Origin of the sequence: Duodenibacillus massiliensis (assembly GCF_900128485.1) — a bacterium.
Lineage (GTDB): Bacteria > Pseudomonadota > Gammaproteobacteria > Burkholderiales > Burkholderiaceae_F > Duodenibacillus > Duodenibacillus massiliensis.
In genome coordinates, this window is record NZ_LT635859.1 from 328872 (window position 1) to 354109 (window position 25238).

Below are 25238 nucleotides of genomic sequence, written 5' to 3' on the forward strand. Positions count from 1 at the left end.
AGTACGAGATCGTTGATTTGCCGATCGAGTACTGCTCCACGGCTTCAGAGATGCTGAGCTCCTTGCTCAGCAGGCGCGCTACGACGTTGTCTTTGAACTCCTGCGAATATCGCATGTTTTGCCACTCCATGAAAGGTTGAAGGGGTGGCGAAAGTTAGTATGACATCTAATGGTTACACGGCACGCGTTGCACGGGTGATTGCTGCCTCGACCGGCGCGGACGTCTTTGAAGTGGAAACGGCGGAACCCTATCCGGCCGGTTACCGCAAAACAACGGATGTCGTGCAGGAAGAGTTTGACCGCAAGATTTACCGTGTCCTCAAAAAGCCGCTTCCGGACCTCTCCGCTTACGACACGGTCTTTATCGGGCCCCCGATCTGGTGGGGGCGTATTCCGCCGTTTTTATACAAGGCACTGTCAGAGGCAGATCTCTCCGGCAAAACCGTCGTGCACTTCGTAACGCACGGCGGCAGCGGCTTCGGAAGTTCAGACCGGGAACTGCGTGAGATTGCCCCAAAAGCCCGGTTTTTAAAGGGCCTCGCACTTTACGGAGAAGAAGTCGAAAGCTCAGAAGCCGAAATCAAAACCTGGCTCAAAGAACTGAAATTCATAAAGTAAGCCCGGCCGCAGGCATGAAAAAAGCAGGAACAACGCCTGCTTTTTTCGCCCTTTAAGAACGCATCAGTCCGGAAGAAGTTTTCCGGGATTGAGAATCCCCTTGGGATCAAGCGCCTTTTTGATTTTCACCATCACCGCGACTTCCGCGGGGTTTTTAAGTTCAAGAAAGTGCGCGCGCTTTAACTGCCCGATCCCGTGTTCAGCTGAAATCGAGCCGTTATGCGCCGCAACGCGCTCGTAGACCGTTTCCCGGATCCCCTCTTCGTTTTCAAAGGCAAGCGGCGCGGGAACCGAGCCCACGTTAAAGTGCAGGTTTCCGTCCCCGAGGTGCCCGAAGACCGACGGATCCACCCACGCAAAGCGCTTTTGCAGTGCCGTGAGCGTCTCTTCCACAAAATCCGGAATCTCACTGATCTCAAGACTCACGTCGTTATGGAGGTTTCCGCCGACGTGGGCGTCTGCGCTCGGAATGGACTCGCGGATTGCCCAGAAGCTCTTGCTTTCCTTTTCGGACTGCGCAAGAAACGCGTCCACCGCAACGCCGTCTTCAAAGGCTTTTTCCAGCACGCTTTCCAGGGGATGGCCCTCGGGCTCACGGCTGTAACTTAATTCAATAAGACTCCACCAGGGAGCGCCCGAGACGTCCCCGGGAACCGTCACGGCGTCAATTTCTTTGCCGACGCGCTCAATGCATTTGGCCTGCATGAGTTCAAACCCGGTCAAAGCCGGGCCCGCGGCTTCTTTGACGCGCTTTAAGAGTTCACAGGCAGAACGCACGTCGGGCGTCCCCGCGAGCGCCGTAAAGCGGACCTTCGGGAGCGGAAAGAGCTTCACAACCGCGCGGGTAATAACACCCAAGGTCCCTTCGCTTGCCATGAAAAGGTGCTTTAAGTCGTAGCCGGTGTTGTCTTTTCTCAAGCCCCGGAGCATGTTCAAAACCGTGCCGTCCGCAAGCACCACTTCGATCCCGAGCACCAGGTCACGGGTGTTGCCGTAACGGAGCACCGCCGTACCCCCCGCGTTCGTTGCGAGGCACCCGCCGATACAGGCCGAGCCCTCAGAAGCAAAACTCAGGGGGAAAAGCCGCCCGTGCGCGCGCGCCGCTTCCTGGGCCTTCTGCAAAATGACGCCCGCGTCCACGACCATCGTATCGTTGACGGCATCGATTCTCTCGACCTTATTCATGCGCTGCAGCGACAGCAAGACGGCCTTGCCGTCAGCCGTCGGAGTGCCGCCCCCCACAAGACTCGTGTTTCCTGACTGCGCCACCACCGGGACATTGTTGTCGTTAGCCCACTTTAAAACCGCAGAGACTTCGGCGGTATCAGCCGGTTTCACAATCGCCAGGGGCCTGCCGTGAAAGCGGTTGGTCCAGTCCGACAGAAGGTTTACGGAGGCAAAGGGCTCATCTTCCACCCATTTTTCACCCACGATTTCAGAAAGCGCAAGGCGCGCAGAATCAGCGGACATGGTCAACCCCATCCTGATTGAGTAAGTATTGAGAGAAAATCTGACGGTGAGCGGCACCCGCCGCCCACGACTGAGACGGGCAACTTAAACGTAGTTGCCCGAAAGCATGGCGAGCACGCGGTCGCAGTGCGACACGCGCGCGGTCTCCTGACGGCTGCAGGCCTTTGCCTGCACCTGACCTGTGGCACGAACCCGGCTCTTACCGGCGGCCTTACGAACCTTGACGCTGCCGTCGGCATCGATATAAAACTCGACGGCACTTGACCCCATCGTCAGGCCAAGGAAATCACGCACGTTCTTCGGAATAGTGACCTGGCCTTTGATTGTCAGACGATTGCTCATTTTGATGTTCACCTCTTTTAGCCTTGTTCGCCGACACGGCAGGTCAGGCAATTTGTGAGTTAAATCCACCTGCGGCACTTTGTCCTCTCCCGGCGACCGCCCGCCGATTTTTCTTCACTTCGAAAGTCAAAAAAACCGTCCGATCCATTTCGATACCGGACGGTCTCATCGACCCGCTTGGTTGTTTTCCGGCCGCGCCGGAAAGCCGCATCCGCTTGAGCGTTTCCACCTTGCCCGGGTAAGGCAGGTTGGCGTGAGAATCACTCTCACCTCGAATTGTCCGCTTATTGTGACAGGGACAAAGTGAAAACGCAATAAGGCAATGCGCCTAGCGAAAAAGCTTATTTGCCTTCGGGAACGAGTTTTTCAACGCCGTTCATGTAGGGGCGCAGCGCCTCGGGCACCGTGACCGAGCCGTCGGCGTTCTGGTAGTTTTCCAGAACCGCAACGAGCGTGCGGCCGACGGCGAGCCCTGAGCCGTTTAACGTGTGCACGTACTGGGGCTTACCGTTTTCATCCTTAAAGCGCGTGCCCATGCGGCGGGCCTGGAAACCCTCGCAGTTGGAGCACGAACTGATTTCACGGTACGTGTTCTGTGCAGGAAGCCACACTTCAAGGTCATAGGTCTTCGCAGAGGAAAAGCCCATGTCCCCGGTGCAAAGGAGCACCACACGGTAGGGAAGTCCCAGCCGCTGAAGAATGTCTTCGGCGTTTGCGGTGAGTTCCTCAAGGTGCTTGTAGCTGTCTTCAGGACGGACGATTCTCACCATTTCGACCTTATCAAACTGGTGCTGACGGATCATGCCGCGGGTGTCGCGCCCGTAGGCACCGGCTTCACTTCTAAAGCACGGCGTGTGCGCCGTCACAAGAATCGGCAGGTCCGAGGCCTTCAGCATCTGCCCGGACACCGAGTTCGTCAGCGTCACTTCGGCGGTCGGAATGAGGTACAGCGGATCGCCCTTACCCTGCTGACCGCCCTTTTTGGCGGCAAAGAGGTCTTCTTCAAACTTCGGCAGCTGCCCGGTGCCGCGCATCGTGTCGGCCGTGACGATATAGGGCGTGTAGCACTCGGTGTAGCCGTGCTCGCGGGTGTGGACGTCCAGCATGAACTGCGCAATGGCGCGGTGCAGATGCGCGACCTGCCCCTTCATGAAACAGAAACGTGTGCCGGAAAGTTTCGCGGCCGTATCAAAGTCCATCCCGAGGGGAGCGCCCACATCGACGTGGTCCTTGATCGGGAAGTCAAACGTGCGGGGCGTACCCCAGCGGCGCTGCTCCACATTGTCGCGTTCATCGCGCCCCGTCGGAACGGATTCGTGCGGCAGATTGGGGATACTCATGAGGAGCTCATTTAACTGATCGCGAATCGTACCGAGACGATCCTGCAGTTCGTTTAACTTTTCAGGAATCGCAGCGGCTTCGGCCATCAGATGCGAAGCATCCCCGCCGCTTTTCTTGGCGTTGCCGATTTCCTTGGAAAGCTGATTTCTCAGAGCCTGCAGCTCTTCGGTCTGCGTCTGCACGGCCTTGCGTTCGTTTTCGAGCGCATTGAATTCTTTTTCCGGAAATGCAAAGGGACGCGTTGCAAGGCGTGCAATCACGTCCGGGAGCTGCTTGCGCAGCATATTGATGTCGAGCATGGTCTTCCCTTCTGAGCTCAGTAATTCTTTTTTGTTGAGACGCCGCGCAGGCGCTCAAACACAGTGAAACTGAAATTTTTGCGCGTTTAGCCTAAAAGTGCAACAAAAACGGGCAGTATCCGCTGGTTATGAGCGCGCCTTGAGCGCTTTTTTTCGGGCTTCATCGTTAAGCGCCTTTAGTCGCTCCATCTTTTCTTTAATCTTGAGTTCCAGGCCCCGGTCCGTGGGCTCGTACCAGTGCATGTCCGCGATCTCAGGCGGCAGATACACTTCGCCCGCGGCAAACGCTCCCTCTTCGTCGTGCGCGTAGCGGTAGCCCTTGTGATACCCCAATTCCTTCATAAGTTTTGTGGGAGCGTTTCTTAAGTGCATCGGCACGGGGCGCGTGCCGTCTTCCTTCACGAAACTTCTCACCGCGTTATAGGCCGAATAAACCGCGTTACTCTTGGGGGCGACCGCGAGATACACCACGGCCTGCGCGATCGCAAGTTCACCTTCCGGAGACCCCAGACGCTCATAAATGTCTGCGGCTTCAAGGGCCAGCTGCGTCCCTCTGGGATCAGCCAGCGAAATGTCTTCAATCGCCATCCTCACCACGCGCCGCGCGATGTAGCGGGGGTCGCAGCCGCCGTCCAACATCCGGCACATCCAGTAAAGGGCAGCGTCGGGGTCGCTGCCGCGTACGCTTTTATGCAGCGCACTGATCTGGTCGTAAAAGTTCTCCCCACCCTTATCAAAGCGCCGTACGGTTGACGGAAGCGTCTTACGCAGAAAGTCCGCGTCCACGGTTTCCATGTGGCGGTCTTTGGCCATTCCGGTCGCAACGTCAAGGGCATTTAAGAGCCTTCTGGCGTCACCGTCCGCGAGATCAATCAGAATCTCCCGGGCTTCGGGCGTAATCGACACCCCCTTAACGACTTCATTAAGCGCCCGGTCGATGAGCTCATTTAACTCATCGTGCGAGAGGCTCTCCAAGACATAAACCGCGGAGCGTGACAAAAGAGCAGAATTAACTTCAAAGGAAGGGTTCTCTGTCGTTGCGCCCACAAACACAAAAAGCCCGCTTTCCACGTGCGGCAAAAACGCATCCTGCTGGCTTTTATTAAAGCGGTGCACCTCGTCGACAAACACAAGCGTGGGTTTGCCGGTTGCAGTCATATGGGCTTTGGCAGCCTCCACGGCCTCACGGATTTCTTTGACGCCGGAGAGTACCGCGCTGATCGCGATAAAAGGGAGCCCAAAGGCATCAGCCATCAGGCGCGCCAGCGTCGTCTTTCCCACCCCGGGCGGCCCCCAGAGAATCATCGAGTGCGGCCGGTGCGTTTCAAACGCCACTCTCAGAGGCTGCCCCGGCCCCAGAAGTTTCTTCTGACCGATCACCTCATCAATCGTACGGGGTCGCAAACGCTCTGCCAAAGGCATCATCGTATTTTCTACGGGCGCTTTTGTACTCCGCGGAGCTGTCACCGCAGGCATTGCGTCATCGCCAAAAAGATCACCGGTCGTCATAAGAAGAGAAAGTTCCTCGCGCTGAGACTGAGCATCTTAACGAAAAGGCGGGCCGTGCGCCTGCCTCTAAAACTTTCAGGCAAAGAAAAACCCCCGAGACCGTTTTGATCCCGAGGGTTTTAAATGGTAAAGCCCGGCAGTGTCCTACTTTCACTGGAAATACAACCAACTATCATCGGCCCAGAAGCGTTTCACTGTCCTGTTCGGAATGGGAAGGAGTGGTACCGCCACGGTATGGCCGCCGGGCAAAGCCTGTTGTCTCAGAAGTTCTTCAATTGAACTCCCGTGACGAAGTCTTTGCAAAAAGAAGTAAGCGTCGGAACGCGATTATTTGCATTCACTGCGCTTCAAAATCCATTGTCCGTTTCTCAACTGCCTTACATTAGGCTTAGGCAGCACGGTTATAGGATCAAGCCTCACGAGCAATTAGTATCAGTCAGCTCAACGCCTCACAGCGCTTGCACTCCTGACCTATCAACGTCCTGGTCTCGAACGACTCTTCTGGGAGGTCTAGCCTCCGGGAAGACTTATCTTCAGGCAAGTTTCCCGCTTAGATGCTTTCAGCGGTTATCTCTTCCGCACATAGCTACCCGGCTGTGCCACTGGCGTGACAACCGGTACACCAGAGGTGCGTCCACTCCGGTCCTCTCGTACTAGGAGCAGCCCCCGTCAATCTTCCAGCGCCCGCGGCAGATAGGGACCAAACTGTCTCACGACGTTTTAAACCCAGCTCACGTACCTCTTTAAATGGCGAACAGCCATACCCTTGGGACCGGCTACAGCCCCAGGATGAGATGAGCCGACATCGAGGTGCCAAACACCGCCGTCGATATGAACTCTTGGGCGGTATCAGCCTGTTATCCCCAGAGTACCTTTTATCCGTTGAGCGATGGCCCTTCCATTCAGTGCCACCGGATCACTATGACCTGCTTTCGCATCTGCTCGACTTGTCGGTCTCGCAGTCAAGCACGCTTGCGCCATTGCACTATCAGCACGATTTCCGACCGTACCTAGCGTACCTTTGTACTCCTCCGTTACCCTTTAGGAGGAGACCGCCCCAGTCAAACTGCCTACCATGCACGGTCCCGGAACAGGTTTACTGTCCGCGGTTAGAACCTCAAACAAATCAGGGCGGTATTTCAACGTCGGCTCCCCAAAGACTGGCGTCCTCGGTTCTCTGCCTCCCGCCTATCCTACACAGATCGGTTCAAAGTCCAATGCAAAGCTGCAGTAAAGGTTCATGGGGTCTTTCCGTCTAGCCGCGGGGAGATTGCATCATCACAAACATTTCAACTTCACTGAGTCTCGGGAGGAGACAGTGTGGCCATCATTATGCCATTCGTGCAGGTCGGAACTTACCCGACAAGGAATTTCGCTACCTTAGGACCGTTATAGTTACGGCCGCCGTTTACCGGGACTTCGATCAGGAGCTCTCACCCCATCACTTAATCTTCCGGCACCGGGCAGGCATCACACCCTATACGTCGACTTTCGTCTTTGCAGAGTGCTGTGTTTTTAGTAAACAGTTGCAGCCACCTATTCTCTGTGACCTCTTCATGCTCGGAGTGTTTCACTCTTCACACTACAAAGGCACACCTTATCCCGAAGTTACGGTGTCAATTTGCCGAGTTCCTTCTCCCGAGTTCTCTCAAGCGCCTGAGTATATTCAACTCGCCCACCTGTGTCGGTTTACGGTACGGTCGACATTAAGCTATAGCTTAGAGGCTTTTCCTGGAAGTTCATCCCATCACTTCACTGCAAAATGCAGCTCGATGCTTTGTCTCGGAGATTCGCCGGCGGATTTGCCTGCCGGCCTCCTACACGCACAAACCGGGACATCCAACACCCGGATGATGCTCAAAACTCCGTCCCCCCTTCGCACTTAACGTCGGTGCAGAAATCTTAATCTGCTTCCCATCAGCTACGCTTCTCAGCCTGGCCTTAGGGGCCGACTCACCCTGCTCCGATGAACGTAGAGCAGGAAACCTTGGGCTTACGGCGAGCGGGCTTTTCACCCGCTTTATCGTTACTCATGTCAGCATTCGCACTTCTGATACCTCCGGCATGCGTTACCACACACCTTCGCAGGCTTACAGAACGCTCCCCTACCACTTGTACTTGCGTACAAATCCGCGCTTTCGGTTACAGACTTAGCCCCGTTACATCTTCCGCGCATGAGGACTCGATCAGTGAGCTATTACGCTTTCTTTGAAGGATGGCTGCTTCTAAGCCAACTTCCTGACTGTCTTAGCCTTCACACTTCGTTTTCCACTTAGCCTGTATTTGGGACCTTAAACGGCGGTCTGGGTTGTTTCCCTTTTGAGTCCGGACGTTAGCACCCGGTGCTCTGTCTCCCGTGATTCAACTTCCGGGTATTCGGAGTTTGCCATGGTTTGGTAAGACGCCATGTCCCCCTAGCCATAACAGTGCTCTACCCCCCGGAGTCAGTCACGAGGCACTACCTCAATAGTTTTCGGGGAGAACCAGCTATCTCCAGATTTGTTAAGCCTTTCACCCCTAACCACAGCTCATCCGCCGGTTTTGCAACACCGGTCGGTTCGGTCCTCCAGTGTGTGTTACCACACCTTCAACCTGGCCATGGTTAGCTCATCTGGTTTCGGGTCTACGCCTTACGACTCTATCGCTCTGTTCGAACTCGCTTTCGCTGCGCCTCCCCTACTCGGTTAAGCTTGCCGCAAAACGTAAGTCGCTGACCCATTATGCAAAAGGTACGCAGTCACCCCGTAGGGCTCCTACTGTTTGTATGTATGCGGTTTCAGGTTCTATTTCACTCCCCTCCCGGGGTTCTTTTCGCCTTTCCTTCACAGTACTGGTTCGCTATCGGTCGATCATGAGTATTTAGCCTTGGAGGATGGTCCCCCCGTCTTCGGACAGGATGTCACGTGTCCCGCCCTACTTATCGTCTTTTTAGTACCATGCACCGGACTTCGCATACGGGGCTGTCACCCACTGTGGCCGGCCTTTCCAGACCGTTCTGCTGTCACCATGCATTATCAAAGACTAGGCTGCTGCGGTTTCGCTCGCCGCTACTGCCGCAATCTCGGTTGATTTCTTTTCCTGCAGTTACTTAGATGTTTCAGTTCACTGCGTTCGCCTCACAAACCTATGTATTCAGTTTGTGATACCGGTTACCCGGTGAGTTTCCTCATTCGGACATCTGCGGATCAAAGTCTTTTTGCCGACTCCCCGCAGCTTTTCGCAGGCTTACACGTCCTTCATCGCCTATGATCGCCAAGGCATCCACCACATACACTTAGTCACTTGATCCTATAACCCTGCAGCCTTTTGCCCGCAGAGTATTCACGTGACTGATTTCGTAACGTGCTGTTCTCTTGGTTAATTCGTTGAGATTCTCGTTCAATGAAGATTTGAAACTCAGTTCAAATGCAATCACATCCCGTTTCAGCGTCTCATCAACGCTGAAATTGAACGCTTTACTTCTTTTTCCAAATTTTTAAAGAGCTCGGTGCATCTTCGTACTGAAGACACTCCGTTTAAAAACTCTCATACAAGAGCTTTTGAACTGAATGTCTGGTGGAGACAAACGGGATCGAACCGTTGACCCCCTGCTTGCAAAGCAGGTGCTCTCCCAGCTGAGCTATGCCCCCGCGTGTTTCATGCACTGCGTTTGGTGGGTCTTGATGGACTCGAACCATCGACCCCCGCCTTATCAAGACGATGCTCTAACCAGCTGAGCTAAAGACCCAACCGCATTACAACTTCAACAGACTCAACCGATAAGTGTGGGAACTTCCTTCTTGTGCTGCAGTCCCTTTCGGAAACTTTCTCTAGAAAGGAGGTGATCCAGTCGCACCTTCCGGTACGACTACCTTGTTACGACTTCACCCCAGTCATGAAACCCACCGTGGGCGCCGCCTTCCTTGCGGTTGGGCAAACGTCTTCTGGTGAACCCCACTCCCATGGTGTGACGGGCGGTGTGTACAAGACCCGGGAACGTATTCACCGCGGCATGCTGATCCGCGATTACTAGCGATTCCGACTTCATGCAGTCGAGTTGCAGACTGCAATCCGGACTACGATCGGTTTTCTGGGATTGGCTTCACCTCGCGGCTTCGCTGCCCTCTGTTCCGACCATTGTATGACGTGTGAGGCCCCAGCCATAAGGGCCATGAGGACTTGACGTCATCCCCACCTTCCTCCGGTTTGTCACCGGCAGTCTCATCAGAGTGCCCTTTCGTAGCAACTGATGACAAGGGTTGCGCTCGTTGCGGGACTTAACCCAACATCTCACGACACGAGCTGACGACAGCCATGCAGCACCTGTGCTCAGGTTCCCTTGCGGGCACTGCCTCATCTCCGAGGCATTCCTGACATGTCAAGGCTGGGTAAGGTTTTTCGCGTTGCATCGAATTAATCCACATCATCCACCGCTTGTGCGGGTCCCCGTCAATTCCTTTGAGTTTTAATCTTGCGACCGTACTCCCCAGGCGGTCTGCTTCACGCGTTGGCTTCGTTACTGAGAATTAAATTCCCAACAACCAGCAGACATCGTTTAGGGCGTGGACTACCAGGGTATCTAATCCTGTTTGCTCCCCACGCTTTCGTGCATGAGCGTCAGTTGCGTCCCAGGGGGCTGCCTTCGCCATCGGTGTTCTTCCACATATCTACGCATTTCACTGCTACACGTGGAATTCCACCCCCCTCTGACGTACTCCAGTCGGACAGTCACAAATGCAGTTCCCAGGTTAAGCCCGGGGATTTCACATCTGTCTTACCCAACCGCCTGCGCACGCTTTACGCCCAGTAATTCCGATTAACGCTTGCACCCTACGTATTACCGCGGCTGCTGGCACGTAGTTAGCCGGTGCTTATTCTTCAGGTACCGTCAGCACTCCGGCATATTACTCCGGAGCTTTTCGTCCCTGACAAAAGCGGTTTACAACCCGAAGGCCTTCTTCCCGCACGCGGCATGGCTGGATCAGGGTTGCCCCCATTGTCCAAAATTCCCCACTGCTGCCTCCCGTAGGAGTCTGGACCGTGTCTCAGTTCCAGTGTGGCTGGTCGTCCTCTCAGACCAGCTATTGATCGTCGCCTTGGTGAGCCTTTACCTCCCCAACTAGCTAATCAATCATCGGCCGCTCCGTCTGCGCCGGGCCTTGCGGTCCCCGGCTTTCACCCTCAGGTCTTATGCGGTATTAGCCATCCTTTCGGACGGTTGTCCCCCACAAACGGACACGTTCCGATGTATTACTCACCCGTTCGCCACTCGCCATCAGAGAGCAAGCTCTCCATGCTGCCGTTCGACTTGCATGTGTAAGGCATGCCGCCAGCGTTCAATCTGAGCCAGGATCAAACTCTTCACTTGAATCCTGCTTTTTGGTCGTACTCAAATCACTCGCAGAAACTGACTGAGATAAATCTCAATCATTTCTTTGGCTTAAAGTCTGAGTACTTCCGATTTTTTTGCGTTTCCATGAAGAAACTGCATTTTTCAGAAGCACCCACACTTATCGGTTCGTCTGTTTCAGATTTTTAAAGAGCGTTTGTTGCCGTTTCGTCGGCGACAAGGTTGCGTATATTACACAACCGTTTTTCGTTTTGCAAGTCCGTCGGAAATTTTTTTTGTTTTCTTTCGGCTTTGCGCCTTCGTCTTAACGGCGAAGGGTGCGCATTATGAGAGCCTTTTTTACGCTTGTCAAGAGGCTGACGTGAAAAATTTTAAGGCCCGGATTTCCGCTTTTCGCCCTCTTTCCCAAGTGTTGTATTTCTGCTGCACCTCTTACACAAGACGTTGATGTGCGGCCGCAAGTTCCTCTGGCGTATTGATGTTGGCAAAGGCTTGCAAATCCCCAAAATCAACCCAGACGCAGCCCGCGCTCTCAAGCCACCCCCGCACGCGGTGCTCCCCCTTTGCAAGGTACTGAGCGAGCGAACTGCGGGCCGTTCGCCGCATCATCGCAGCCGTGGGTTGCGGAAATCCCCCCGCACGGACGGCCGCACAGGCTTTGTCCGGACGAGCAACAAGCGCCGCGTAGAGTTTTTCAACCATATCCGCCGGAAAAAAAGGCACGTCGCACGGGATACTGACGACATAGTCGGTGGTGAGCGCGTCCATTGCCGAGAGCCACCCGGCCAAAGGCCCCGGAAAATTCTCCAAGCTGTCGGTAACGACCGTCAGGCCCAGTGCGCGGTAAGCCGCGAGATTGCGGTTGGCGCTTACGACGACATGAGCGCACACGGGCATTAATTTCTCTGCCGCCCGGCAGACCAAAGGCTTACCCTTTAAGCAAACGAGGCCCTTGTCTTCACCGCCCATCCGGGTGGCGCGGCCTCCCGCAAGAATCACGGCTCCCACATTGTCCAGATGCACTTACTCACTCCTTGGTTTACGGCAGAACGTGCAAAGCATACCTGCCGAAATCAGATGTGTTATTGTGGCAAAAAACAGCGCACAGGACCTGCAGCATGTCAGTCGCCCTGTGCCCGTCACAACGCCACGAGTTTGTCAGAGCAGAGGTTGTTCACATGCCTTCAGATACTGTCAGCATCACCGTCGAGGAAGCTCGCAAAGATATCCTCAAAAAGGTTTCACGCAACATCTCCGCGGTGCAGAAACCCTTAAGAGACATTGTGGGATGCATTCTTGCTCAGGATGTCGCAAGCCCCATTGCCGTTCCCGCCTACACCAATTCCGCCATGGACGGCTTTGCCTTTAAGGCCAGTGACCTGCGGGGTAAAAAAGAACTGACGCTCACCGTTGCCGGCACGTCCTATCCCGGCCACCCTTATAAGGAACGCATCAAGACCGGCCAGTGCGTGAAAATCACCACCGGAGGCGCCGTGCCCGCGGGGTGCGACACCGTGATTGCCTTTGAGAAGGTGACCGATAAGGGAGACACCGTTACGTTTGACACGGCGGTGGTGCGCAAAGGCGACAATTTGAGGCTTAAAGGCGAAGAAGTCACGGTCGGGCAGACCGTGCTTGCCAAAGGCATCCGCATTAATCCCGCGCACGTTGCGGTGCTTGCCTCCCTCGGGTATTCGGAAGCCATGATTTATGAGCCCTTCCGCGTGGGGCTCATTGCCACCGGCGACGAACTCATCTCCCCGGGGCGTCCCTGTCCGCCTGAGAGGCTTTATAACGCCAACAGCCATTTCCTCGCGGCGCTTCTGAGAAACCTCGGCGTTGAAGTCACCGACTTCGGCATCATCCGCGATGACCCCAACGCCATCCGCCAGGCCATTCTCTACGCCAAGCAAAACTGCTCTCTCATTATCTGCACCGGGGGCGCTGCGGCGTCCGCAACGGACTTCACGCACCAGGTCGTCGAGTCTCTCGGAAAAATCTGCCGCTGGACCGTCAATATGCGCCCCGGGCGTCCGATGCGTTTTGCGGTGGTGGAAAGAAGGCCGCTTTTCATGCTCCCGGGTAATCCCGTCGCCGCCTTTGTGACATTTCTGGAATTTGTGCGGGGCACGATTCTTTACATGCAGGGGCAGGATGCCCCCGACTGCTGGCCGCACAGCATCACGGCGCGCGCGGGCTGCGACATTAAAAAGAAACCGGGCCGCGCGGAATTTATGCGCGCCAAACTGGCGATCAACGCCAAGGGCGTTCTCACGGCAACCCCGCTGAAAAACCAGGGCTCAGCCGCCACCACGGTATTAACGGAGGCTGACGGCCTGATTGCGCTGCCTCATGAAACGGACTTCGTGAAAAAGGGCGAACCCGTGACGGTGCATCAGCTCACGCTTCTGATGAACTGACGGCTTTAACCCTCACACACAAAAATCCCGCCCCCGGCAACAAGCGCCTCGGGCGGGATTTTTTTATTGCTGGTTTTCTTTGGGCCCGTTTTTCCCTTGGGGCCTTAAGAAAAAGCGCCGCGGCTGGTGGTTTTTGCGGCGTGCGCCGCCCCGCCTTCCTTCCCGCGCGGGCGGAAAGCAGTCCTGGCACGTCGGCACGCACTTGGGGTCGCCCTCCTTAAAGTCCGTGGGCAGAATCGGCGCCGTATCAAGAATTTCGGGCGCGGGCTCTTCGCCGGCTTCCTGCATCGCGAGCATATCCCGCGGATCCATCTGCGAGGGAACGATCACGCGACCCTCCAGGTCAACGATGCCGCGGTAGCCCACCCCCCGGACAATCATCCCTTTGTAGCGCCCGTACTCATGGTCTTCGTGCTGATGTCCGTGAAAGAGCCACCGCACGTGAAGCCCCTGCCCGAGCCGGTCAATCGCGGCAAAACCCTTTTTATGGCAGCCCGCGGCTTCATGCGTCACAAGGACGTCGGCTCTCTGACGCAGGAGGTTGTCGTAAACCGACGGGAAGATTGACGTTCTGTGGCGTCTCGGAAGTCCCCCGTGCCAAAGCGTGCCGTGCCCGGCGCGGCGCACGAAACTTGCGGCCGACCGGTAATGGGGATCACCCTCAGGCATCCAGATCTGCCCGCGGAAAACGCCGCCCAGACCGGCAATACGAATCCCGGCGACATTGGCTACGCGCCCGTGGAGATTGTGTTCTGCCAGGGGCCCTTTCCAGAGTCGCTCGTAATACTCTTCGGAGTCGGAATCGTGGTTACCCGGAATCCACCAGACTTCGGTGAGTTCCATCGCGTCTTTGAGCACCACATCCATCGGCGCATAAGGCTGCATGTCACCCAAAAGCACGATCGCCTTGGGGTGCCACTTTTTCACCGCTTCGTTGATGTGATCAAAGCTGCCGTGTGGGTCGCCGCAGAAGAAAATCAGCGGCGTTTCCTTCTTTCCTGCGGGTGAGCGCACGTACCGCCGTCTGCGGTTACTGCTGATGTTGCCTGTCATCGCTCACCCCTTAGACGCCGCCCGCACGGTCGGCACTGTAGGCGGCAAGCGCCGCTTCCAGTTCCCGCAGCACGCTCTTTTTAAGGCTTTCCGGGGCCATCACACGGGCGTGCGCCCCATAGTGCAGAATCTGCGCAACAAGCTCGGTTTCGTTGGTGTAGGGAACCCGCAGCTCCACCGTGCCGTCTTCGGCGGTCAGAACCTGCTGATCAGGGTGCCAAATTTCGTCGCGCACGTAGGCGCCCATCTGCGCGTCAAAGTGAATAACCGCAACCTGGACTTTTCCGCCGGAAAAAATGCCGAAGCCGCTGTCCAAAGCTTCAAGGTCCTTCATCGGCACGGCGCGACAGTTTTTGGCGCAGGGCTCCGCCGCGAGAATGTACTCAAGACTGAAGGTCCGAAGCTCATCGGTGAGATGGCACCAGGCCTGCAGATACCAGCGGTTTTTGTAGTTCACAAGCCGCACGGGCGAAATCTCACGCATCTTTTCGGTCTGCGAGGATTTGGTCCAGTAGGTGATGCGAAGCCGCGTCTTGTGCGCAAGCGCGTTGCCGATCATCTCGAAAAAGGGCGAGCGGTGTTCAATCACCGAGGGCAGAATCACCCGCACGCGCTTTAGGAGTTCACGCGCGGAAATGCGCTCTTCCTGCACAAGCGACAGCAGGCGCGACTTCATCGCCTTCATGTCAGGGGCCAAAAGCCCGGACTTTTCGTTTTCCACCCGGTCAAAAAGCTGCAGCGCCGTCATCAGGGCCGTAATTTCAACGGGGGAATACCAGGCTGAGGGAAGCGCCACCTTGCGGGCTTCTTCGCGCGCCTCTTTTTCCAGCCCCAGCGCCCTTTCGCGCACGTAGCTGTAGGAATTGGTCTTACGGCTGTAGACAATCGGGGCCTTGAGTTTTTCGCGCAGATAACGGAGGTCACGCTTTAGGGTCGGAACCGAACAGCGCAGTGCCGCCACCATTTCCGGTAGCGACACCTGCCCTCTTTCATGGATGAGCTGATCGATGCGGAACAACCGCATCTTAAAGTTCATGTGGGTATACATTGACAATTGCGGACTTTGGCCGGACCGCAATTGTCGGGAGTCAGGGCAAAGCCGATAAATAACTAAGGTCTTCTGATTATACCTTTAGTCGACCGGCCCGCCCGAAGAAATCCCGCGGCCCTCAGAAAAGTGCCGTACGGTCTTCAAGCACCGTCGTCTCAGGCCCGGTTTTCACCGTAAAGATCCCTTCGGGCAGCGCGTGATTCGTGACAACGTCGGTGAGCACAAGCTGCGTTCTTCCGCCAAACGCATCGGTGAGAACCAAAACCGCCGGAAGGCCTGCAGCATCAAACCCCACCACGGCGCTTACGAAGGCAGCGTCCTGAGTCTTTGGTTCGGCCTTTACTGCCGTCACGGCGCCCTCGGGCGCCTTGACTTCCGTGAGCGTGAAATTTTCAAGTGCCTCAGCGCGTCCGAAAAGAAGCGCCGCAGGCGCCCCGGAGACCATTGTTTCAGCCGACTTTACGGTGAGCTGATCAAGGTCCTTGTCGTAGAGGCGGATGGTTTTCCCGTCACTTACGATGTCCTGCACGTAGGGCTTTTCCGTCTTCCAGGCAAAGCGTGAGGGCCGCTCAAAGGCAAAGCGCCCGGTACTCGGCCCGTCAATCACCTGCCCGGCCTTATCGGTCACGGTCTGCGTAAAGCGCCCCGAAGCGGTTTTAGCCTCCGTCACAAACCGCCGCAGTGCGTCACGGGCCGCTGTTTTCTGTGCAAATGCCGGAAGCACCACCGCGCAAAGCGCGGCCGCGGCAAGCGTTCTGCGGGAAAAAAGCACGGTCATAAACCCTCCCTGTTTTTCACGAGAATTTCACGCTTACCCGCGGCATTGGGCTGACTGACGATTCCGGCCTGCTCCATCGTTTCGATGAGATTGGCGGCACGGTTGTAGCCGATATTGAGCCGCCGCTGAATAAAGCTTGAGGTCGGGCGGTTCGTTTCCAGCACGAGTTTTACGGCCGCGTCGTACAGGGGATCTTTTTCCCCCGAGCCGCCCCCGGCGCCCTCACCGAACCCGCCGGCACTGGTTTCAGCGGCATCGCACACGCCTTCGATGTACTGGGGTTCGCCCTGCGCCTTTAAGGCGTCGACCACACGGAGCACTTCGTCTTCGTTCACCATACAGCCCTGAATGCGCACAAGGGCTGAGGTCCCCGGCTGCTTAAAGAGCATGTCGCCGTGCCCCAAAAGATCCTGCGCACCGTTTTCATCCAGCACGACCGAACTGTCAAAGCGGCTTGCCACGGCAAAACAGGCGCGCGCCACGACGTTCGCTTTAATAAGTGGCGTCACAATATCCACGCTCGGGCGCTGCGTGGCAAGCACCAGGTGAATGCCCGCGGCACGGGCTTTCTGCGCCAGACGCACGATCAAGAGTTCAATCTGCTTGCGGTTAACGAGAATGAGGTCCGCCAATTCATCAATAAAGCAGACGATGTAGGGGAGTTTTTCAAGCACCACATGCGGCTCGGGATTGTCGGGCGAGACCTGGAAGGGATCCATCAGGGGCTTTCCTTCCTTTTGCGCCGCCTCCACCTTTTCGTTATAGGAAAGGAAACTGCGCACCCCGAGGTGACTCATGAGGTTGTAGCGCCGGTCCATTTCCTGCACAAGCCAATTGAGGGCATTTGCCGCCTTATTCATGTCGATCACGACCGGGCAAAGGAGGTGCGGAATATCCCGGTACATCGAAAATTCGACGGTCTTGGGGTCAATGAGAACGAGCCTTAACTGCGTGGGATCGCACTTATAAAGAAGCGACAGAATCATCGCGTTGATGGCAACGGACTTACCCGAACCCGTGGTACCGCCCACCAGGAGATGCGGCAGACGCGCGAGGTCCGCGACCACCGGCTGCCCGGCGATGTCTTTACCGAGCGCGAGCGTCAGGGGCGACGTACTTTCCGTAAAGGCTTTGCTGGTGATGAGTTCTTTCAGGTACACCGCAAGGCGCTGCTGCTTGTTGTTGGGGATTTCAAGCCCCATGTAGGGCGTACCGGGAATTGCGGAAACGACGCGCACGGAGTGAACCGCGAGCGCGCGCGTTAAGTCCTTGCGGATACTTTCAATGGTGCTGCCCTTCACGCCTTCGGCGAGATCCAGCCAGTACTGCGTGATCACCGGTCCCACGCGGGCACCGACGACCTTGGCCTGAATCTTGTAGGTTTTGAGTTTGCTTTCAATGAGGCGGCTTGTCATCTTGACGGTGTCTTCGCGCACGCCGTTACGTTCCGCGGGCGGGGCATCCAAAAGCATCGTATCGGGCGCAATGCGGCCGCCGGCGGCTTTGGCAGCAGCGGGCTTGGCGGCAACCTTCACGGTCTTCGCGGGCTTACCTTCAATTACCGCTTCCTCCGTGAGTTCCCCGTTATCGGGCACACCCGCATCGCTTTCAAGCGAGGCTTCCGGGGCCGGGGCGGGCGCGTCTTCGGTGAGCATCACGTCCCCGGGCTTGGCCTCATCTTCCTCATGCGTCTCTTTTTTCACCGGACGGGCGCGCTGCACAAATGTCCAGAAGGCGTCCATCGCCGCCCCGAGCTCTTCAGCGAGCTTAAACCATGAAAAGCAAAAGGCCATTGCGGCCGCACAAGCGGTCAATACCACCAAAATGACGGTTGTGCCCCAGACGCCGAGCCACGGGGTGATGTTGCTTGCGACGTACTGTCCCACAAGGCCCCCTGCTCCCATCGGAATGCCTTTACCAAGGTAGCCCAGCTGCAGCGTTTCAAGGCCGCTTGAAAGAAACAAAAGAAGGATGAAACCGCAGGTAGCGGTCACCGGCGCAAAACGCGCTCTCTGCGGCGAGACAAGCGCATTTTTAAGCGACACAAGCCCGAACACGATAAGCGCCGCCGGCACCCACCAGACAGACCGCCCGAAAAACCAGAAACCGGCGTCAGCAAACCACGCGCCCGCCAGGCCGCAGAGGTTCGCGGGAAGTTTGGTGCCGGTCACTGAAAACCCTGGATCGGTCGGACTGTAGGTAAGAAGCGCCGCAGCGGCAAGAACGCCCGCGGTTAACGCAACCACCCAGCCCACCTTGAGCACCAGCCCCTTAATCAACGCCGAAACGGCGGCAAAAAGCCGGGCCCGTGCCGCGCGTGCCGCCTCCCGGTCGACCTCACGCTGCGCACGTTCCTGTGCCTCTTTGTTTTCACGCCATTCGCTGGCAATTGCGGGTTTTTTCGTCTTTCGCATGATGCGCTGATTATAGGGGTGCGGTTTTCCGTCTTCACGGTTCAAAGACCGCTTGAAGCGCGGGATTTTTTTCTCAATTCGTTTCAGTGTCCGGCATCGTGCCGGACTTCGTCAATGAGCGCCTGCACATCGTCATCGTTTCTGAGGCCCATTTCTGCGGCCACACCACGGAAAGTCTTCTGTGCGCGCTTAAGCGCCGCAGCCGAAGCGTTGCAGATCACGGTTTCACCGCGGTCATTTTCGGTAAAAAGGATTTTGTCGCCGGGTTTGAGTCCGAGGCTTTTTCTCACCTCAGCAGGCACCGCAATCTGACCGTTTGCAAAAACGCGGGCAAGATTCATTTACAAAATCTCAAGACTTCTTGGAATCCTTGAATTTCATCGAAAGCCTCAGAGCGGCTACACTCGGAAGGAAGAGTTTTCCGGCTGTCGGAAAACTTCCTGTTAAATTGGAATTTAAACCATGACCGAAAATCTCATCACCAACGTCACCGACGCCACCTACGGCGAAATCGTCGAAAAGTCTGAACTCCCCGTGTGCTTCATCGTGGGCGCACCCTGGTGCCAGGACTGCCGCCGCATTGCCCCGCTCGTGAACGAATTTGCCCGGCGCTACGCCGGACGCGTTCTCTTTGCGTACGCCTACTTTGACGAAAATCCGTCGATTAAGGCGCGCTTTGAGGTGCAGCACATTCCGAGCATCTTCATCATCAAAAAGGGCGTGATCGAAGACCGCCTCATTGAACCGAAGGCAATTGCCCCCTTCCGCGACTTCATTGAGTCGCATCTGAAGTAATTTTTGCGGGACACGGGTCGTGCTCAGAGGCCACAGCGGCGCCTTCACCCTCGCCGGCTTTTTACTGACGCTTGCAGGGACGGCGTTTGCGCAAAACGCGGGCACGGCCGAGCCGGCTCACGCCGACGGAATTTTAAATGTCGGCATCGTGCGCTACATCCGGCCCTCGCCGCACGAGGCGGTGATCGAACCCACGATTGCGGCTTTAAAAGCCCGCTTTGGTGCGGCCAACGTCGCAACCGTGACTCTCACAATGGATGAGCTCACGCGCGCTATCCGCGACAAAAAAGTCGACGTCTTTATCGCGAGTGCCGGTTTTTACCGCTTTAACGTCATCCACGGCGCGCGCGACCTTGTCACGCTCGCAAGCCGCGCCTACCCTGATCCCAACCACGGCGACGGCTCGGTTTTTGTGACGCTTGCGTCCACCCCTTTTGACACGATTGAGTCCCTCAAGGGAAGCCGCCTGGTTGCTGCCACACCCACAGGGTTTACGTCTCTGAGAATCGCTCAGGGGGAACTCGCCGCCCGGGGCTACAACCCGGAAAAATTCTTCCGGCAGAGTTTTTTCACGGGACCGGGAAACACCGAGGCAGCCGTTGAGATGCTCAAAAGCTACAAAGCCGACACCGCGGTCTTTCGCCTCTGCTGGCTTGAAGACTACCTCAAAGCCCACCCGGAAGAAAAAAAACTCTGGCGCGTCGTGGAACCCAAACCCGATTCCGGACGGTGCCTTGCCTCCACCGATCTTTACCCCTCCTGGATTGTGGCAACAACGCCCGCCACGCCCCCTGCGGTCTCGCGCATTGTGACGGAAACACTTCTTGCGATGCCCGAAACCCGAGAGGGGCAGTACTGGAGTGTGGCCACGGACTTCAGCACAATCGACAACCTCTATAAAACGCTAAAAATCGGTCCGTACCAGTTTCTGCGCGAGTGGTCGGTGACGCGCTTCTGGGAAACGTTCAGGCTCCCGATCTTTCTGGTCATAGGCCTTATCGTGGGCCTCATTTTCCACAGTGTGCGCGTCACGCAGCTCGTGCACCGTAAAACGCGCGAACTCACCGAGGCCCTTGCGCGCGAAACCGAACTCAAGCAGGAAGCGCAGCAGGCGGGCGAGCGCATTGCCCTTTTGCAGCGCTCAGGCATCATCGGGCAGATGTCTTCCATGATTGCGCATGAGCTACGGCAGCCCTTAGCCGCCCAGGATCTTTTCGGAAAGTCACTCGAAAAGATTCTCACGCGCGCCGGAGCCGGTGAGCAAACGCTCTCGGTTTTGGCCCGCATGATGAAGCAGACCGAGCGTATTGCGGCGATCGTGGAAAACGTCAGAAACTACGCCAAAGTCAAAACCGTCAAACGGACCCGCATTGATTTACGCAGTGTGGTTGAGCGGGGCATCGCCTCGTGGCGGGCCTCCGGCAGAAGCGACAAAGTCACCGTGAAACTCACGGCACTTGAACCCGTGATGATTGACGCCAATGCCCTTGAATGGGAACTTGTGGTGTTAAATCTCATCAAAAATGCCGCAGAAGCCCTTGCCACCACCAAGGACCCCACGGTTTCGGTATCGCTGCTGCGTAACGACGCCGGAAACTTCGTACTGACCGTGGCCGACAACGGCCCGGGCGTCCCTGAAGAAAAGCTCAAGGCCTTCGGCAGCCCCGTTACGTCCGGGAAAACGAACGGCCTGGGCCTGGGCTTAAGCATTGTGAAAAGCATCGTCGAAAATCACGGGGCCGCGATTCGTTTCCGCAACCACCCGTTAGGCGGCCTTGAAGTGGCCGTCATGATTCCCGCAACCGACACCGAAAGCGCAAAGGACACCGCATGACAACCGACATCACTGCCGTAAAGGAAGCCGCCCTTGTGAGAATCTGTGACGATGACACGGATCTGGCGGCGGCGCTTGAGCTTTACCTCACGCTGGAGGGCTGGAAAACGGCGGTTTATCACGACGCCAAAAGTTTTTTGACCGGTGACAGACCGTCGGTGCCGGGGTGCCTCATCCTTGACGTCCGCATGCCCGGGCTCACCGGCATCGAATGTCAGCGCGTCATGAAGGAGCACGGGGTGGATCTGCCCGTCATCTTTATCACCGGGCACGGCGACATCGATATGGCCGTGCAGGCCGTTTTGGAAGGCGCCGTGGATTTCATCCAGAAACCCGTTGATGAAGAGCGGCTTTTAAAGGACATCACCAAGGCCTGTGAGCGGTCCGTGCAGAAAGTAACGGGCTCGGTGTCAGCCGACACCGCACGCGAGCGGCTTGCTGCATTGACGGCCCGTGAAACGGAAATTGTGCGTCTTATTGCGCAGGGGCTCGTCTCACGCGAAATTGCCGAGCGCCTCGGCATTGCCTTAAGAACCGTGGAAGTGCACCGGGCATCGGCCCTGAAAAAAATCGGCACGCACGATCCGGCCGTGATCCGCCGCATTCTCGTGGCGGCCGGAGCGTAATCATCATGAAAACGACGGCCGACGTTTTGGTCACCGAAGAAAACCGTACGGGCGGCATTCTCGTTGTGACCGGCGCAGAAACGGTGCCGGCGAACCCCGTCACGCGCCTTGCGTTTTTCTCTGACGCCGCCTGTGACCGGGGACCCGTTATCCGCCGCTTTGTCGAGTGGTTCAACCTCTGGGGGATGCCTCTCATTGAGACCCGCGGCAAAGAAGGCGCCTTTGAACGGGCCTTTACGATGACGGTGTGGCCTGCGGTGAAACCCAAGGGCCACGGCCCGCAGACCGTGCCCGAAACAGCGCGGGAGATTGCGGCTCTCACAGAGGTTTTAAACGAGCGCAAACCGCGCCTCATCATCTTTCTCTCCTGCTACCTCTGGCAGGCTGTGAACACTGAAGCGGCGCTTCCCCTGGTTGAAAAAAGTCTCGGGCGAAGGCTTGATGCCGGCCGAAGAATCAGTTCGACGCGGCTGGCTGCCTACGAGCAGCACTTTGAGCGCGCCCGGATTCTTGCCCTGCCTCTGCCTTCCAAAAACACGACGGACGCCTTTGTCACGGCGCTGGCGCAGCCCGTGCAGCGCTTTTTTAAGGCAGCGGGCCTAGCGTCCGTGATGAAGACTGATGCGGACGCCGAGCGCGCTGCTGAGTTTCTTGTGCTTGACCGTGAGGCAAGCATTCAGTGCATCAGGGCGGGCCTGCACATTTCAGTCGAAAAAGCCGCGGCGCTTTTTGAGAGTCTCGCGGGCGACGTGTGGGAAAAGGACGCCGCCGGGCGCCTGCTTTTAAAACGCCGGTCTCAGTAACGCCAAAGGCTCCCGAAGGAGCCTTTGTGTGCCGGCATTAAACCGGATTAATACCCGAGCTTACGCAGCGCGGCGATACGGTCTTCGCACGAGGGGTGCGAGGCAAAGAGACTGCCGATACCGCCTGAGATACCGAAGCCCTTCACAGAACCCGGCAGTTCCGCAGGCGTCATCGTTTCAAGGCGCTGCAGTGCGGCAATCATCGGTTCAGACGAACCCAAGAGTTTTGCGGAGCCTGCATCGGCGTGGTATTCACGCCAGCGGCTGAAGGCCGCGACAACGATACCGGCAAGAAAACCCAGGACGATATCCATCACAATGCTCGTGATGAAGTAGCCGATACCGGGGCCTTCTTCTTCGTTACGCAGAATCTGACGGTCAACGACCCAGCCCACAATGCGGGAAATAAAGACCACAAAGGTGTTCATCACGCCCTGCACCAGCGTCATCGTCACCATGTCGCCGTTGGCGGCATGGCTGATTTCGTGACCGAGAACGGCTTCAACTTCCTTCTGATTCATGAGGCGCAAGAGGCCCGTGGAGACGCAGACCATGGAGCTGTTTTTTGTGGCGCCCGTGGCAAAAGCGTTGGGTTCACCCTCGTAGATACCGACTTCGGGCATCTTGATGCCGGCCTTATCCGACAGCTGACGGATCACGCCCACAAGCCACGTTTCAAGCCCGGGCTGGGGATTGTCCGTGTCAATCATCTGCACGCCCATGCTCATCTTGGCCATGGACTTACTCATCAGAAGCGAAATGATCGATCCGGCAAAGCCCACGACAAAGGCAAAGACCAAAAGCGACGTGATGTTCAGGCTCTTGCCGGCCATCTGGCCGAAGTTAATCCCGGTCAGAAGGCTCACCACATTGAGCACAATGCCGAGCATCACCACAATGGCAATGTTGGTCAGAATAAGAAGTGCAATACGCTTCATAGTGAAAAAGGAAATTCCTCAAATAAAAGCTCCGGGCGACACACCCGAAACTCCCGTTGTTCTGATAACGCGCGGACAAAGGCCCGCACTCACCGGACACTTACCGTACCGGTTGATGCCGCTAAGTGTAACGGCAGGGTAGCCGCGCAAAGTTTTCACCGGTGCCTTTTTATTAACAAATTGTGTTTCAGCCCGGACTAAGGTTTACCGCTGCGCCCAACCTTTCTTTCGCAGAAACTCAAGCACAAAGGGGCGGCGCTCTTTCCCGAGAATGGCGGGAAGCGTCTCAGCCCAGCTCACGTCCTTGCTGCCCGCCGTGCGGTTTTTGTAGTAGGCGCGCGAAACAGCGTCGTAGGCGGCCATCACGGCCGGGGCGGGCTCACTGTAGCTGTTTTCCATGACGGTGACTTCCAGAGGCAGGCGCGGCTTCAATTCATTCTTTTCCGCAGGGTACCCGAAGGCAAGCCCCAGAACCGGAAAGACGTTTTGAGGCAGCGCGAGAACGTCGTCCGCGCGGGCAATGCCGTTGCGGATGCCGCCCACAAAGACACCCCCGAGCCCGAAGCTCTCCAAAGCGGTCATCGCGCTTTGCGCGACAATCCCTGTGTCGACGCACCCGAGGATCAATTGCTCCGTCCAGCCGAGGTCGGCTCCCGCCACCAGTTCAGCATTTCGGTACATGTCCGCGCAGAACACCCAGAATTCGGGCGCCGTGAGCACGTGCTTTTGGTTGCCGGAGAGTTCATAAAAGGCTTGGCGCTTGGCGGCATCCGTCACGCGGATCACGGTCACAAGCTGCAGAAAGCTTGAGCTTGATGCCGCAAAGGCCGCTTCAAGGATTGCTTTTCTCACGCCCTCAGAAACAGTTTTGTCTTCGTAGGCACGCACCGAGCGGTGCACCTTCATCAAATCCACGGTTGCATTGGTCATTTTTCTCTCCCGAAATCCTTACGGCGGGGCCGTTTTAACGGTCTCAAAGCAAAATAGTGCCGGCCGATTCCGTTATTATTGCCGCACTATGGCAAAGAAACCTTTTTACGATACACGCGCCTGGGCTGACGAAGACGATGACGAAGGGTACGACCGGCCGTCAAAGTCTCAGCGCAAACGCGACTGCGATGAACTGCAAAGCCTCGGCAAGGACCTCACGGGCTTAACCGACGAGCAGCTCTCCTTAATCGATCTTCCCGAAGACACGGCGCTTGCAATCCGCGACTTTCGCGCGATGAAAAGCTTCGGAGCACAGCGGCGTCAACTGCAGTTAATCGGCAAACTCATGCGGCAACTCGATGCCGAGGCCGTTAAAGAAGCCATTGCCCGCGCTACCGGCGACTCCCGAGCGGCGGCTGCCGCGCACAAACGCGCGGAAAAAGCCCGCGAAGAGCTTCTCACGAAAGACGAAGCGCTCACCGCCTACGCTCAACTCCATCCGGCACTGGAAATTCAGCGCCTGAGGCAACTCATCCGTCAGGCCCGAAAGGAGCGCGATGCCGGCAAACCCGCCAAGGCCTTCCGCGAGGTCTACCGCGTCTGCTACGCCGAGGAGCTCCCACCCCTCACGCTTGAAGCGCGCAGTGAAGAAGACGAAGAAAACTGATTTTTTCCTTTGGGACGCATT

General features: G+C 56.8%; 19 protein-coding genes, 2 tRNA genes and 3 rRNA genes. 7 read left to right on the forward strand and 17 right to left on the reverse strand.

Annotated features, from left to right (window positions below; all coding sequences use genetic code 11):
• Positions 1-159: 159 nt before the first annotated feature.
• Positions 160-618 carry a flavodoxin gene (locus tag BQ7486_RS04475; RefSeq protein ID WP_143183045.1) on the forward strand — a complete coding sequence of 153 codons (459 nt, stop codon included), beginning with the start codon at positions 160-162 and terminating at the stop codon, positions 616-618.
• Between the two features lie 63 nt (positions 619-681).
• Here BQ7486_RS04475 and BQ7486_RS04480 read toward each other — a convergent pair whose 3' ends face one another.
• The 10 genes from BQ7486_RS04480 to mobA form a co-directional block, all read right to left on the reverse strand.
• Complete coding sequence (locus tag BQ7486_RS04480; RefSeq protein WP_074009102.1) at positions 682-2088, reverse strand: FAD-binding oxidoreductase; 1407 nt, start codon at positions 2086-2088, stop codon at positions 682-684.
• 84 nt (positions 2089-2172) lie between these two features.
• Positions 2173-2430, reverse strand: a complete 258-nt coding sequence (locus BQ7486_RS11630) for an AbrB/MazE/SpoVT family DNA-binding domain-containing protein (RefSeq protein WP_022372401.1) — start codon at positions 2428-2430, stop codon at positions 2173-2175.
• 341 nt (positions 2431-2771) lie between these two features.
• Positions 2772-4070: a serine--tRNA ligase gene (gene serS, locus BQ7486_RS04490; protein ID WP_074009103.1), complete on the reverse strand. Its 1299-nt coding sequence runs from the start codon at positions 4068-4070 to the stop codon at positions 2772-2774.
• Between the two features lie 126 nt (positions 4071-4196).
• Complete coding sequence (locus BQ7486_RS04495) at positions 4197-5546, reverse strand: replication-associated recombination protein A (RefSeq protein ID WP_235836737.1); 1350 nt, start codon at positions 5544-5546, stop codon at positions 4197-4199.
• Between the two features lie 164 nt (positions 5547-5710).
• Positions 5711-5825: ribosomal RNA gene (gene rrf, locus BQ7486_RS04500) — 5S ribosomal RNA — on the reverse strand.
• 159 nt (positions 5826-5984) lie between these two features.
• Positions 5985-8867: ribosomal RNA gene (locus BQ7486_RS04505) — 23S ribosomal RNA — on the reverse strand.
• Positions 8868-9132: 265 nt separating this feature from the next.
• Positions 9133-9208, reverse strand: a tRNA-Ala gene (locus BQ7486_RS04510).
• 21 nt (positions 9209-9229) lie between these two features.
• Positions 9230-9306, reverse strand: a tRNA-Ile gene (locus BQ7486_RS04515).
• A gap of 86 nt (positions 9307-9392) precedes the next feature.
• Positions 9393-10926 (reverse strand): 16S ribosomal RNA (locus tag BQ7486_RS04520).
• Together the 16S, 23S and 5S rRNA genes with 2 tRNA genes alongside form the textbook arrangement of a ribosomal RNA operon.
• A gap of 414 nt (positions 10927-11340) precedes the next feature.
• A complete protein-coding gene (gene mobA, locus BQ7486_RS04525) occupies positions 11341-11931 on the reverse strand; it encodes a molybdenum cofactor guanylyltransferase MobA (protein WP_204206991.1) in 591 nt (196 codons plus the stop codon).
• Between the two features lie 155 nt (positions 11932-12086).
• Between mobA and BQ7486_RS04530 the strand changes: the two genes are divergently transcribed.
• Positions 12087-13328 (forward strand): molybdopterin molybdotransferase MoeA, encoded by a 1242-nt coding sequence (locus tag BQ7486_RS04530; protein WP_074009104.1) that lies wholly within the window; start codon positions 12087-12089, stop codon positions 13326-13328.
• 63 nt (positions 13329-13391) lie between these two features.
• Here the strand turns inward: BQ7486_RS04530 and BQ7486_RS04535 are convergent, their stop codons facing one another.
• The 5 genes from BQ7486_RS04535 to BQ7486_RS04555 form a co-directional block, all read right to left on the reverse strand.
• Positions 13392-14381 (reverse strand): metallophosphoesterase family protein, encoded by a 990-nt coding sequence (locus tag BQ7486_RS04535; protein ID WP_074009105.1) that lies wholly within the window; start codon positions 14379-14381, stop codon positions 13392-13394.
• A gap of 10 nt (positions 14382-14391) precedes the next feature.
• Positions 14392-15417 carry a helix-turn-helix transcriptional regulator gene (locus BQ7486_RS04540; protein ID WP_074009106.1) on the reverse strand — a complete coding sequence of 342 codons (1026 nt, stop codon included), beginning with the start codon at positions 15415-15417 and terminating at the stop codon, positions 14392-14394.
• A gap of 133 nt (positions 15418-15550) precedes the next feature.
• Complete coding sequence (gene lolA, locus BQ7486_RS04545; RefSeq protein WP_074009107.1) at positions 15551-16210, reverse strand: outer membrane lipoprotein periplasmic chaperone LolA; 660 nt, start codon at positions 16208-16210, stop codon at positions 15551-15553.
• Positions 16207-18624 (reverse strand): DNA translocase FtsK, encoded by a 2418-nt coding sequence (locus BQ7486_RS04550; RefSeq protein WP_084765704.1) that lies wholly within the window; start codon positions 18622-18624, stop codon positions 16207-16209. Before BQ7486_RS04550 ends, lolA begins: the two co-directional genes overlap by 4 nt.
• 83 nt (positions 18625-18707) lie before the next feature.
• Positions 18708-18965, reverse strand: coding sequence for an AbrB/MazE/SpoVT family DNA-binding domain-containing protein (locus BQ7486_RS04555; protein ID WP_074009108.1), 258 nt, complete (start codon positions 18963-18965; stop codon positions 18708-18710).
• 121 nt (positions 18966-19086) lie between these two features.
• Between BQ7486_RS04555 and BQ7486_RS04560 the strand changes: the two genes are divergently transcribed.
• The 4 genes from BQ7486_RS04560 to BQ7486_RS04575 are packed head-to-tail and all read left to right on the forward strand — an operon-like array spanning position 19087 to position 22682.
• Positions 19087-19419, forward strand: a complete 333-nt coding sequence (locus BQ7486_RS04560; protein ID WP_022373603.1) for a thioredoxin family protein — start codon at positions 19087-19089, stop codon at positions 19417-19419.
• A 19-nt stretch (positions 19420-19438) separates the two neighbouring features.
• A complete protein-coding gene (locus BQ7486_RS04565) occupies positions 19439-21253 on the forward strand; it encodes a sensor histidine kinase (protein WP_074009109.1) in 1815 nt (604 codons plus the stop codon).
• Positions 21250-21879 (forward strand): response regulator transcription factor, encoded by a 630-nt coding sequence (locus BQ7486_RS04570; protein WP_074009110.1) that lies wholly within the window; start codon positions 21250-21252, stop codon positions 21877-21879. Before BQ7486_RS04565 ends, BQ7486_RS04570 begins: the two co-directional genes overlap by 4 nt.
• A gap of 5 nt (positions 21880-21884) precedes the next feature.
• Positions 21885-22682, forward strand: a complete 798-nt coding sequence (locus BQ7486_RS04575) for a hypothetical protein (RefSeq protein ID WP_074009111.1) — start codon at positions 21885-21887, stop codon at positions 22680-22682.
• 47 nt (positions 22683-22729) lie between these two features.
• Here the strand turns inward: BQ7486_RS04575 and htpX are convergent, their stop codons facing one another.
• Together htpX and nfsA are read right to left on the reverse strand one after the other, a co-directional pair.
• Positions 22730-23620, reverse strand: a complete 891-nt coding sequence (htpX, locus tag BQ7486_RS04580) for a protease HtpX (protein ID WP_074009112.1) — start codon at positions 23618-23620, stop codon at positions 22730-22732.
• 204 nt (positions 23621-23824) lie between these two features.
• Positions 23825-24550 (reverse strand): oxygen-insensitive NADPH nitroreductase, encoded by a 726-nt coding sequence (gene nfsA / locus BQ7486_RS04585; protein ID WP_074009113.1) that lies wholly within the window; start codon positions 24548-24550, stop codon positions 23825-23827.
• 88 nt (positions 24551-24638) lie between these two features.
• On the opposite strand from nfsA, the gene yjgA reads away from it, so the two are divergent.
• The gene (gene yjgA, locus BQ7486_RS04590; protein ID WP_022373609.1) at positions 24639-25217 is read left to right on the forward strand and encodes a ribosome biogenesis factor YjgA; all 579 of its coding nucleotides are present in this window, start codon (positions 24639-24641) and stop codon (positions 25215-25217) included.
• Positions 25218-25238: the final 21 nt, after the last annotated feature.